The organism is Bradyrhizobium sp. S3.2.6 (assembly GCF_040546885.1).
Lineage (GTDB): Bacteria > Pseudomonadota > Alphaproteobacteria > Rhizobiales > Xanthobacteraceae > Bradyrhizobium > Bradyrhizobium cytisi.
The window spans coordinates 389,658-401,269 of record NZ_JBEPOS010000002.1 but is presented as its reverse complement, the minus strand read 5'-3'; the positions used below and the strand labels follow the sequence as shown (position 1 = coordinate 401,269).

General features: G+C 65.7%; 10 protein-coding genes. 9 read left to right on the top strand and 1 reads right to left on the bottom strand.

Features of this window, described 5'->3' with window-relative positions; translation table 11 throughout:
* Window positions 1–37: 37 nt before the first annotated feature.
* From ABID58_RS06150 to ABID58_RS06120, 7 genes are all read left to right on the top strand, one after another.
* Entirely contained in the window at window positions 38–754 is a 717-nt protein-coding gene (locus tag ABID58_RS06150) for a hypothetical protein (protein WP_354031936.1), read from the top strand.
* Between the two features lie 170 nt (window positions 755–924).
* Window positions 925–1,128, top strand: coding sequence for a hypothetical protein (locus ABID58_RS06145; RefSeq protein WP_148754708.1), 204 nt, complete (start codon window positions 925–927; stop codon window positions 1,126–1,128).
* 44 nt (window positions 1,129–1,172) lie between these two features.
* A complete protein-coding gene (locus ABID58_RS06140; protein ID WP_354031935.1) occupies window positions 1,173–1,823 on the top strand; it encodes a hypothetical protein in 651 nt (216 codons plus the stop codon).
* Window positions 1,824–2,123: 300 nt separating this feature from the next.
* Window positions 2,124–3,119, top strand: a complete 996-nt coding sequence (locus tag ABID58_RS06135; protein ID WP_354031934.1) for an NAD(P)H-dependent flavin oxidoreductase — start codon at window positions 2,124–2,126, stop codon at window positions 3,117–3,119.
* 25 nt (window positions 3,120–3,144) lie between these two features.
* Window positions 3,145–4,113 carry a zinc-binding dehydrogenase gene (locus ABID58_RS06130; RefSeq protein WP_354031933.1) on the top strand — a complete coding sequence of 323 codons (969 nt, stop codon included), beginning with the start codon at window positions 3,145–3,147 and terminating at the stop codon, window positions 4,111–4,113.
* A 221-nt stretch (window positions 4,114–4,334) separates the two neighbouring features.
* Window positions 4,335–5,708, top strand: coding sequence for a cation-efflux pump (locus ABID58_RS06125; protein ID WP_354031932.1), 1,374 nt, complete (start codon window positions 4,335–4,337; stop codon window positions 5,706–5,708).
* Window positions 5,709–5,933: 225 nt separating this feature from the next.
* Complete coding sequence (locus tag ABID58_RS06120) at window positions 5,934–8,264, top strand: PAS domain-containing sensor histidine kinase (protein WP_354031931.1); 2,331 nt, start codon at window positions 5,934–5,936, stop codon at window positions 8,262–8,264.
* A gap of 188 nt (window positions 8,265–8,452) precedes the next feature.
* Here the strand turns inward: ABID58_RS06120 and ABID58_RS06115 are convergent, their stop codons facing one another.
* Window positions 8,453–9,346 (bottom strand): LysR family transcriptional regulator, encoded by an 894-nt coding sequence (locus tag ABID58_RS06115; RefSeq protein WP_148751975.1) that lies wholly within the window; start codon window positions 9,344–9,346, stop codon window positions 8,453–8,455.
* A gap of 224 nt (window positions 9,347–9,570) precedes the next feature.
* Here ABID58_RS06115 and ABID58_RS06110 point away from each other — a divergent pair, with 224 nt between their 5' ends.
* Both ABID58_RS06110 and ABID58_RS06105 read left to right on the top strand, forming a co-directional pair.
* Window positions 9,571–10,059 (top strand): formate dehydrogenase subunit gamma, encoded by a 489-nt coding sequence (locus ABID58_RS06110; RefSeq protein WP_354031930.1) that lies wholly within the window; start codon window positions 9,571–9,573, stop codon window positions 10,057–10,059.
* On the top strand, window positions 10,056–11,612 hold the full coding sequence (locus tag ABID58_RS06105) for a formate dehydrogenase beta subunit (RefSeq protein WP_354031929.1): 1,557 nt from the start codon (window positions 10,056–10,058) through the stop codon (window positions 11,610–11,612). The genes ABID58_RS06110 and ABID58_RS06105 overlap by 4 nt, the downstream gene beginning before the upstream one ends.

The window sequence follows — 11,612 nt, the reverse complement described above, 5'->3', positions numbered from 1 at the left end:
TTCGAACCGCGATCGATCTTCGCGCGACCAATCGCACATGCGCTTCATTCTCGGTCTCCTGTCTGCCCTGCTCGGCGCGCTCGCCGGCTGGTCCGGCCTTGCCGCGCTGGTCGTCATGCTGGCGGGGCCGGATCGCGATGGCGGCATCGCCATGGGCGCCTTCTTCGACATCGGCCCGATCGGCGGCGTGGTCGGCCTGATCGCCGGCATCTGGCTGTTCGTGCGTTTCGGCCTGGTCCGGGACGCAACGCCACAGCCGTCTGCAGACACCTCCGATGCCACGCCTCCCCGCACCACGCGGCTCTCCTTCCCCTTTGCCGTCACCGTTCTGCTCATCGCAGCCATCCTTGGCTATTGGGGATGGTACGAATTCATTCGCTCGCCCAATCTCAGCCACGGCTTCATGACGCTGCAGGTCGAGTTTCGGCTTCCCTCCGGCATGACCTTGCCGGACAAGGAGGAGGACGTGCACATCGAGGTCGAGGAAGCGACGGGCTATGCCAATGCCATGTTGCCGGCGAACTGGCGCGCGCATGACGGTGACCGCAAGGCGATCATTTCCTCCGCATCCCTGATGTACAAGACACGCCACCGCGCCGTCAGCCTGACGCTTCCGGGCGTGCCTGCGCAGCACTGGCCGATCGATCTTCCCTCGGACCCGGATCCCACGCCCGGCTTTTCGCCCTGGCGCGTTGCAAGCGAACCATCGCCAGCAAAGATCGAGATGCATTTCCGTCTCACCGCCGATCGCTGAAAAGCGCGCGCCGCGCCGAAACATTCCGACACACATCACATCTCGGCGCGCCCGATAGATGCCGCCAACAAGTCGCGGGGGTGCCGCACTGTGGACGCATTCCGCCGCCCTTCTGTAAGGCGTGTCTGGGGGCACGGCTCAGCCGTGTTTGGACCAAACCTGCTAGGGGTATCACTGTGAAGAAGATTGTTTTTGTTCTGGGCGCGACGCTTGCTCTGGTGACGGCTGCGAACGCTGCGGATCTGCCGCGCCGCCAGCCCGTACCGGTCTATCCGGCCGAGCAGGCCCCGATCGGCAAGATGCCGATTGGCAAGAGCCCGATTGGCAAGGCCCCGATCGGCAAGGCCCCCGGCCCGGTCGCCGCCCGCTACTGAGGCGCAGAAATCTGCGTAGGCGGCCGACAGTCGAGGGGCACAGCGTGACGAACAAACCTGATCGATCGGGATTCTGCATCATTGCAGGTCTCGCGCTTGCGGCCATGGTCGCATGCATGGTGCCATCGGCCTTGGCCCACGAAGCGAACAAGCGCGTTGCCGATGCAGATGCGCTTGCGACGACCGACTCCACATCGCGACAGGCGCCGCAATCGACGCGGCGCCCCGTCGCGCGTGCGGAGAAAGGTCCGTACTACGTCGACTTCCGCGCGCGGACGGCAGCGAGCTGGGGCCATGCCTTCGTCTGGTACGGCAAGACCAGCGAGCGCGCCGTCGAGGTCGCGGGCCTGACGCCTTCGGGCGATACCTGGGCTTACGTGCTCGGCCACCTCACCTGGGTGCCATCCGAGACCGGGGCGAGCTACGGCGATCTCGATCCCGAATATCTGACCGCGAGCTATCGCGTCTATCTGAACGAGGCCGACGCCAAGCGCGTGTTCGCCTACATCAAGAAATTGCAGGCGAGCTCGCCGGTCTGGAATGCCGAGACCACCAACTGCACCGGCTTCATCGGCGACATCGCCGAGTACATGGGACTGAAGGTCCCCTATCGCTGGCAGCGCCCGGAAAACTTCGTCAACAACCTGAAAGACATCAACGGCGGCCGCCAGATGGTGCGGCTGTCGGCGGAGTAGCTCACTGCCGTCATTGCGAGCGCAGCGAAGCAATTCAGACTGTTCCCGCGGAGGGATTCTGGATTGCTTCGCTGCGCTCGCAATGACGAGTTTGGTGAAGCAGTGGGGGCCAAACCCATGACATCGCCGTGACGTGCCGGAGCGAGATGCGAATTATCCGCCCCACGGAATCCCCCTCGCGTCCCGCATGAGGCTCCGCCCTTACCGCAGGCCGGCGCAATAGACTTTTGCCGACCAGGGCGGCATCCTCCCGCCATCAACTGATAACAGAGCCTGCCACGCGGGCGGGGGAAACAGGTCATGCTGCAGACACGGTTCACCAGGCTCGTCGGCGTCGAGCACCCGATCGTGCAGGGCGGCATGCAATGGGTCGGGCGGGCCGAGCTGGTCGCAGCGGTCGCCAACGCCGGGGCGCTCGGCTTCATCACGGCGCTGACCCAGCCGACGCCGGAGGACCTGACCAGGGAGATCGCGCGCTGCCGCGACCTCACCGACAAGCCGTTTGGCGTCAACCTCACCATCCTGCCCGCGATCAAGCCGCCGCCCTACGCCGAATACCGCGCCGCCATCATCGAAGCCGGCATCACCGTGGTCGAGACCGCCGGCAACAAGCCGCAGGAGCATGTCGACGAGTTCAGGAAGCACGGCGTCAAGATCGTGCACAAATGCACCAGCGTCCGCCACGCGCTGTCGGCCGAACGGATGGGCGTCGACGCCATCTCGATCGACGGGTTCGAATGCGCCGGCCACCCCGGCGAGGACGACACCCCCGGCCTGATCCTGATCCCGGCCGCCGCCAACAAGGTCAAGATCCCGATGATCGCCTCCGGCGGCTTTGCCGACGCCCGCGGCCTCGTCGCCGCGCTGGCGCTGGGCGCCGAGGGCATCAACATGGGCACCCGCTTCATGGCGACCAAGGAGAGCCCGATCCATCAGCTCATCAAGGAGAAGATCGTCGCCAATGACGAGCGCGAGACCGAGCTGATCTTCCGCACCATGCGCAACACCTCGCGCGTCGCCAGGAACGAGATCTCGACCAAGGTCGTCGCCATGGAAAAGGAAGGCGCCAGGTTCGAGGACATCCGCGAGCTCGTCGCCGGCGCCCGCGGCAAGATGGTGTATGCGACAGGCAATTCGGACGAAGGCATCTGGTCGGCGGGCCAGGTGCAGGGCCTGATCCACGACATCCCGAGCTGCGGCGAGCTCATCTCGCGCATCGTGCGCGAAGCCGAGGCGATCATTCGCAGCCGGCTCGAAGGCATGATCGCTCGTCCTAGCGCGCAGGCCGCTGAATAATCACTGCAAGAAGCGAGAGTCATTCATGAAGGCTTATGTCTATGGTCCTGATGGCGCTCGGATTTCCGACGTCCCTCAACCAAAGCCTGAAGGCACGCAGGTGCTGGTGCGCGTGCGCGCCTGTGGCCTCAATCGTGCCGACACCGGCATGCGCAGGGGTCACGTCCATGGCGCGGCCGGCGGCGTCGGTACCGTGCTCGGGATGGAATGGGCAGGTGAAGTCGCCGAGCTCGGACCGGATGCGAAGGGCGTCAAGGTCGGCGATCGCATCATGGGCTCGGGCGGCGCGGCCTTCGCCGGGTACACGCTCGCCGACCACGGCCGGCTGTTCCGCGCACCCTCGAACATGAACTTCGAGGAGGCCGCCACCCTCCCCGTCGCGCTCGCGACCATGCACAACGCCGTCGTCACCGTCGGCGGCGTGCAGCCGGGGCAGGCCGTGCTGATCCAGGGCGCGAGTTCCGGCGTCGGCCTGATGGCGATGCAGATCGCCAGGCTCAAGGGCGCCCGGATGGTGATCGGCTCCTCGACCGATGCCTATCGCCGCGGCCGGCTGACCGAATACGGCGCCGACCTCGCGGTCGATTCCTCCGATCCCAAATGGGTCGACGAGGTGCTGAAGGCGACGAACGGCGAAGGCGTCGACCTCATCGTCGACCAGGTCTCCGGCAAGGTCGCCAACCAGAACCTTGCCGCGACGAAGATCCTGGGCCGCATCGTCAATGTCGGCCGGCTCGGCGGCACCCATGCCGACTTCAACTTCGACCTGCATGCCGCCCGTCGCATCAGCTATATCGGCGTCACCTTCCGCACCCGCACCCTCGAGGAGGTCCGCGCGATCTTCGACGAGGTCCGGAAGGACATCTGGGGCGCGGTGGAGTCGCGCAAGCTGCAATTGCCGATCGATAAGGTCTATGGGTTCGACGACATCGACAAGGCGTTCGAGCACATGGAGGCGAACAAGCACCTCGGGAAGATCGTGGTGACGGTGTGAGCGGCTGCGGCGGCGGAAGAAGGGTGACACGCCCTCTCCACTCGTCATGGCCGGGCTTGACCCGGCCATCCACGTCTTTGCCGCTCGGCACGAAGAACGTGGATGCCCGGGACAAGCCCGGGCATGACGGAGCTAGTGATAAAACCGCTCCTGCAACTCACTAGCGACTACAGTTGTGGATCGTCGCTTGATGTTCGCGGCCGCCCTGCTAAATCCCGGCGATGAGCGGACAACACGACAAGACATCCGTCGCGGCAATCTCGATCCTGGCCAGCGGCGGCATGGCGGCGGCCAAATTCGTGGTCGGGATCGCGATCGGCTCGCTGGCGCTGGTCTCCGAAGCGCTGCACTCCTCGATCGACCTGGTCGCGACCATCATCACCTGGGCGGTGGTGCGGGTCTCGGACAAGCCGGCCGACGACGAGCACCATTACGGCCACGGCAAGCTCGAGAGCATCTCCGCGCTCGGCGTCACCGCGCTGCTCTACGTGCTCGCCGGCGGCATCCTGGTCCAATCCTATAGCCACCTTCGCGAGGGAACCCCGCCACCGACGATTTCGGCTGTGCCGTTCGTCGTGCTGGTGATCGATATCGCCGTCAATCTCTGGCGCGCCCGCGCGCTGCACCGCGCCGCCCGGGAAACCCGGAGCGAGGCGCTCGCCGCCGACGCGCTGCACTTTGCATCGGATGTCATGGGCTCGTGCGCCGTGATCGCGGGCCTTGGTCTCGCGGCCTTCGGCTTCTGGTGGGGTGACGCTGCGGCCGCCGCGGCCGTGGCCGTGATGATCGCCCTGCTCGGCCTGCGGATGGCAAGCTCCACGGTGCAGACGCTGGTCGACCGCGCCCCGGAAGGCGCTCAGGAGAAGGCCACCACGGCGATCCGCAGCGTGCCCGGCGTGATCGACGTCGAGCGCCTGCGGGTGCGCATGGTCGGGGCGACCACGTTCATCGACAGCATCGTCAAGGTGCCCAGGACCTACCCGATCGATCGCGTCGAGGAGATCAAGCGCAACGCGCAAGCCGCCGTCACCAAGGCGTTCGGCGATGCCGACCTCACCTTCACCGCCGTGCCGGTCGCCCGCGACAACGAGACCGTGCGCGACCGCATCATGGTGATCGCGCGCAATTCGGGCCTCGCCATCCACCACGTCACGGTATACGACCTCGGCGCCAAGCTGATCGTCGGCATCGATCTCGAGGTCGACGCCGAGATGCCGCTCGAGGCCGCCCACGACGTCGCCAACACGCTGGAGCGGAACATCCAGGAGGAGTTCGGCGCGGACGTCGAGGTCGACGTCCATATCGAGCCGCTGGAACCGGAGCTGCCGTTTGGCATGGACGCCGCGCCGGATAGGGTACAGACCATCGCGGCCGCGCTCGCCGAATATGCCGCCGGCGGCGAGATCCACGACATCCATAATGTGCGTGTCCGCAACACCGATGCCGGCGAGATCGTCAACTTCCATTGCCGCGCCATGCCGTCGATGAGCGTGATCAAGGTGCACGAGCAAGTCGATGCGATCGAGCGCCGCTTGCGTCGCGCGTTCCCGAGCGTGAAGCGCGTCATCAGCCACGCCGAACCGCCGCGCGCGTGATGAGCAACGTGCGACGAGTCACACGTTCTCGTTTCGGACTCATCACGCACGTGAGTTTGCGGACTCGAAACGCGCAAACTCTCCATTGGATAAGAATTATTTCGCGTTAACGTTTCGTTGACTCTCGACAGCCTGCGCAAACTGGATTCAAATCGCTGTGATTCGAAAGCGACGTGGGGCTGCTTTCGAAATTCGTCGTAAGCAGGTTTTCAGGGGGCCGAAGGCATGGCGCGTGCAGACGCCGCGAACGCGTGCGTCCAATCCGATTCGATCAAAGGATTGGCGCAATCGATCGCGAAACCTGCCTATCATCGGCTGTTGATCGCCGAGCCGGCGCTGCGACGCGCCGTGCCGACGCTGATCATCGCCTTTCTTGTCACGATCTGCCTCGGCGCATTCGTCCAGGTCGTCGACCAGACGCGCCAGAAGCGCATGGTGATCCGCCGCGACATCTCGGCGCTTGCCGACCTGCTCGCCGAGCGCATCGACCGCGTCACCTCCATGCGCGCCGAGCGACTGAAGAATATCGAGAACCTGCCGACGCTGCTGCCCGACATGATCCCGTCCTGGGGCACGGCTTCGGGCCGCCACGTCATCGTCACCTCGGCCGGAATCGACCGCCGCATCCTCGCCCGCATTCCCATCGACAGCGACCCCTCAGGCAACGACCGCCTGCTCGATGCCATCACCACCGCGCAGCTGCTCGCAGCACCACCGCGCGACAATGACGTCTCCAGCATGACGCTGCCGAACGGCAACGCCGCGATGACGACCTCGCGGCCGATCAAGTCGCTGCCGGGACTCGTCACCGTGATCCAGGAACGCAACGAGCCGATCTGGGGCTCGGATGCGGCCCTTTCGGTGACGCTGTCGGCCACCACCGGCTTCGTCGTCCTGATCCTCGGCTTCGCCTTCCACTGGCAGTCGACCCGCGCCCGCGAAGGCGACCTCATCAACGACGCCGTGCGCGGCCGGATCGACACCGCGCTCAACCGCGGCCGCTGCGGCCTGTGGGACTGGGACCTGTCGCGCGGCCGGATCTTCTGGTCGCAGTCGATGTTTTCGATGCTGGGCCTCGACGGCCGCAACGAGCTCCTCACCTTCGGCGAGGTCAACGCGCTGGTGAAGTCGGACGACATCGACCTGTTCGCGATCGCAGACCAGCTCATCTCCGAGAAGATCGACCACATCGACCAGACCTTCCGCATGCAGCATGTCGATGGCCACTGGATCTGGCTCCGCGTCCGCTGCGAGCGGACCCGAGGGTCCGGCGATTCCGGCATGCACCTGATCGGGATCGCGGTCGACATCACCGAGCAGAAGAGCCTCGCCGAGCGCTCCGTGGAAGCCGACCTTCGCCTGCGCGACGCGATCGAGACCATCCCGGAAGCCTTCGTGCTGTGGGACGCCAGCGACCGCCTGGTGCTCTGCAATTCGCACTTCCAGCGGCTGCACAAGCTGCCCGACACGGCCGTGATCCCCGGCACCTCCTACGAGACCGTGCTGGAGGTCGGCCGCATGCCGGAAGTTCGCACCCGCCACAACGAGACCGTCAGCCAGGGCCCGGGCGCGCGCACCTTCGAAGCCCAGCTCGACGACGGCAGCTGGCTGCACATCAGCGAGCGCCGCACCAAGGACGGCGGCTACGTCTCGGTCGGCACCGACATCACGCGCATCAAGGAGCACGAGCAGAAGCTCGTCGACAACGATCTGCGCCTGCGCGCCACCGTCATCGACCTCAAGCGCTCGCAAGCGGCGCTGGAGCGCCAGACCATCGAGCTCGCCGATCTCGCCGAGAAATATCAACGCGAGAAGACCCGGGCCGAGGAAGCCAACCAGACCAAGTCGAAATTCCTCGCCAATATGAGCCACGAGCTGCGCACGCCGCTCAACGCGATCATCGGCTTCTCTGAGATCATGGGCTCGGGCATGTTCGGTGAGCTGGGCAGCGAGAAATACCAGGAGTACTGCCACGACATCCTGACCAGCGGCCATTATCTGCTCGAGGTCATCAACGACATCCTCGACATGTCCAAGATCGAGGCCGGCCGGATGAAGCTCGACATGGAAGAGCTCGATTTGGCGCAGACGCTCGCGGAATCCCTGCGGGTCGTCTCCGGCCGGGCCCAGGACAAGCATCTGAGGCTCGATGCCGACATCGAGACATCGATTTCCGTCGTCGCCGACCGCCGCGCGACCAAGCAGATCATCGTCAATCTCTTGTCCAACGCGGTGAAGTTCACGCCCGACGGCGGCCGGATCGTGGTGCGCAGCCGGCAGCTCGAGGACAGGATCGTGCTGATGATCGCCGACACCGGCATCGGCATCGCGCAGCACTCGCTGGCGCGGCTGGGACGGCCGTTCGAGCAGGTCGAGAGCCAGCTCACCAAGACCTATCACGGCTCCGGCCTTGGCCTTGCGATTGCCCGCTCGCTGGCGCAGCTCCATGGCGGCTCGATGCGGCTGCGCTCCCGGCTCGAAGTCGGCACTGTCGTCCGCGTGACGCTGCCGCGCGACGCCATCAAGGCGGCAGCCGGAATTTCCGCCGCGGCCTAGCGCATGGCGGGAAGCTCGCCTGCGGCTATCCTTCGAGACGCCCGCCTTTGGCGGGCCCTCAGGATGAGGGCAGAGTACGCGGCAGCAGCTTGAACGAATACCGATACAACGGAGCCTCATCCTGAGGAGACCGCGAAGCGGTCGTCTCGAAGGACGAGGCGCTTGCTCAGCCCCGTCCGCTTTTGTCCTTACGCTTGCAGCGTCGGCGCCACCTCGCGCGCGACATTGACCAGCGCCGCGATCAGCGGCGTCATCGGATCGCGCTGCGGGATCACGAGACCGATGCTGTAATTGACCTCGGGATCGGTGATCGGGATCGAGCGGACCTTGTCGGAGAGGCCGAGCGTCTCGGCGAGCTTGGCCGGCATCACGCTCGCCCAGCGCCCGGTCTTGACGTGCGTGTACAGCACCAGCAGCGAGTTCGATGTCAGTGTCGGCGTCGCCTCCGCGCCGACCGAGCGCAGCGCGCGGTCGATGATGCGGCGGTTCTGCATGTCGGGCGTCAGCAGGCACAGCGGCACCTGGCCGACCTCGGTCCAGGTCACCGACTCCCGGTCGCCGAACATCGCATCCGGCGCGGTCAGGAGCCGATAGCTCTCGTTGAACAGCGGAATGGTGCGCACCTTTCCGATCGGCTCGTTCTCGATATAGGTCAGCCCCGCATCGACCTCGAGATTTTCGAGCAATCCCAGCACCTCGGACGAGGTGGTGGACTGAATGCGGAAGCGCACCTCGGGATGCTTGGCGCGGAACGGCGTGGTCAGCGCGGCGACCATGCCAAGCACGGTCGGGATCGCCGCGATGCGGATCTCACCGGAGAGCTTGTCCTTCAGCGAGTTGATCTCCTGGCGCATCGCACGGGCATCGCCCACGATCCGCCGCGCCCAGTCCAGTGCCCGCTCGCCTTCGGGAGTGAAGCCCTGGAACCGGGAGCCGCGCTGGACCAGCATGACGCCGAGAATTTCCTCGAGCTGCTTCAGCCCGGTCGACATGGTCGGCTGGGTCACGCCGCAGGCCTCCGCGGCGCGTCCGAAATGCCGCTCCTTCGCCAGCGCCAGCAGCAGTTCAAGCTTGTCGAGCAACCGGTCGCCCCCTCGGATTCTGTCGTGGCATACAAGCTAGCACGCCCCACCCTTGCCAACACGTAAAAACCGGCCGGCGGAGCAGCCGCAATCGCATTTTCATATCGGTCGATTGGGCTCGTCAATCGATCTGAATTCGCAATCGCAGCATGAGACAGCTTTATTGATCTTCGAACGATTCCAAATAGTTTGCGACCCAGGGACGCTCTGGTTGAGAACGAAAAATGACAGCAGTTTTTGAGCCTTCTTACGAGCCTTGGAACGAGACGCGCGGCGCCGAAATCATCGCCGAACACGCCGGGCAGGAAGGCGCGACGCTCGTGATTCTGCACGCGCTTCAGGAGGCGTTTGGCTATGTGCCGGAGGCGGCGATTCCCATGGTGGCGCAGGCGCTGAACCTCTCGCGCGCCGAAGTGCATGGCGTCTTCACCTTCTACCATGACTTCCGCCACAAGCCGGCCGGCCGCCGTGTGCTGAAGCTGTGCCGCGCCGAGGCCTGCCAGGCCGCCGGTGGCGATGCGCTGGCTGCGCGCGCCGAAGCAAAGCTTGGCGTCTCGCTCGGCAGCACGACTGCGGATGATCGCGTCACGCTGGAGCCGATCTATTGCCTCGGATTGTGCGCGACCGCGCCGTCCGCGATGCTCGATGGCCGCCTCGTCGGCCGGCTCGACGAGAAGCGCATCGACGCGCTGGTCGCGGAGGCGCAGCGATGAACATGCGGATCTTCATTCCTCGTGATGCCGCCGCGGTTGCCGTCGGCGCCGATGAAATTGCGGTCGCCTTCGAGCAGGTCGCGGCCAAGCACGGCCTGCCGGTCGAGATCACCAGGACCGGCTCCCGCGGGCTCTGCTGGCTGGAACCGATGGTCGAGGTGGCAACCGCCAAAGGCAGGGTCGCATATGGCCCGGTCAGCGCGGAGGACGTCGCCTCCGTGCTCGAGTCGATGGCGAGCAACGGACCACACGCGCTGCGACTCGGCGTCGCAGACGAAATTCCCTGGCTGAAGCGCCAGACCCGCCTCACCTTCGCTCGCTGCGGCGTGATCGATCCGCGCTCGCTCGAGGACTATCGCGCCCATGGCGGTTACAAGGGGCTGGAGCGCGCGCTCTCGCTCGGCTCGGATGCGATCCTGGCCGAAGTCACCGCATCCGGCCTGCGCGGCCGCGGCGGCGCCGGCTTCCCGACCGGCATCAAGTGGAAGACGGTCGCGCAAGCCAGCGCGAACCGCAAATTCATCGTCTGCAACGCCGACGAAGGCGACAGCGGCACCTTCGCCGACCGCATGATCATGGAAGGCGATCCCTTCCTCGTCATCGAGGGCATGACGACGGCCGGCATCACCGTCGGCGCCACCAAAGGCTACATCTACGTTCGCAGCGAATATCCGCACGCGGTCGAGGCAATGAATGCTGCCATCGTCGCGGCGAGGCGCGGCGGCTATCTCGGCGACAGGATTGGCGGCTCGACCCACAGCTTCGATATGGAGGTGCGCGTCGGCGCCGGCGCCTACGTTTGCGGCGAGGAAACCTCGCTGCTTGAGAGCCTCGAAGGCCGCCGCGGCCTGGTGCGCGCAAAGCCGCCGCTGCCGGCCCATCACGGCCTGTTCGGCAAGCCGACCGTCATCAACAACGTGCTGTCGTTCGCGGCCATCCCCTTCATCCTCGCCGAGGGCGCCAAAGCTTACGCCGATTTCGGCATGGGGCGCTCGCGCGGCACGATGCCGATACAGCTTGCCGGCAACATCCGCCAGGGCGGGCTGTTCGAGACGGCGTTCGGCGTGACGCTTGGCGAGCTCGTCGACGACATCGGCGGCGGCACGTTCACCGGCCGCCCAGTTCGCGCCGTGCAGGTCGGCGGTCCGCTCGGCGCCTATTTCCCCCGCGCCCTGTTCGACACCCCGTTTGACTACGAAGCCTTCGCCGCGCGCGACGGCCTGATCGGCCATGGCGGCATCGTCGTGTTCGACGACAGCGTCGACATGCGCAAGCAGGCGCGTTTCGCCATGGAGTTCTGCGCCATTGAATCCTGTGGCAAGTGCACACCGTGCCGGATCGGCTCGACCCGCGGCGTCGAGACGATCGAGAAGATCATCAACGGCGAGCGGGTAGGCGAAAACCTCGCGCTCGTCGAAGACCTCTGCAACACCATGAAATTCGGCTCGCTCTGCGCACTCGGCGGCTTCACGCCCTACCCCGTGCTCAGCGCATTGAAGCATTTCCGGGAGGATTTCATCCCGGCCCCGACCACGCTTCAGGCCGCGGAATAG

Excerpts from the sequence above, each read along its gene's own strand:
- ABID58_RS06150 (WP_354031936.1), top strand. The coding sequence starts at position 38 with ATGCGCTTCATTCTCGGTCTCCTGTCTGCCCTGCTCGGCGCGCTCGCC.
- ABID58_RS06135 (WP_354031934.1), top strand. The coding sequence starts at position 2,124 with ATGCTGCAGACACGGTTCACCAGGCTCGTCGGCGTCGAGCACCCGATC.
- ABID58_RS06130 (WP_354031933.1), top strand. The coding sequence starts at position 3,145 with ATGAAGGCTTATGTCTATGGTCCTGATGGCGCTCGGATTTCCGACGTC.
- ABID58_RS06125 (WP_354031932.1), top strand. The coding sequence starts at position 4,335 with ATGAGCGGACAACACGACAAGACATCCGTCGCGGCAATCTCGATCCTG.
- ABID58_RS06120 (WP_354031931.1), top strand. The coding sequence starts at position 5,934 with ATGGCGCGTGCAGACGCCGCGAACGCGTGCGTCCAATCCGATTCGATC.
- ABID58_RS06110 (WP_354031930.1), top strand. The coding sequence starts at position 9,571 with ATGACAGCAGTTTTTGAGCCTTCTTACGAGCCTTGGAACGAGACGCGC.
- ABID58_RS06105 (WP_354031929.1), top strand. The coding sequence starts at position 10,056 with ATGAACATGCGGATCTTCATTCCTCGTGATGCCGCCGCGGTTGCCGTC.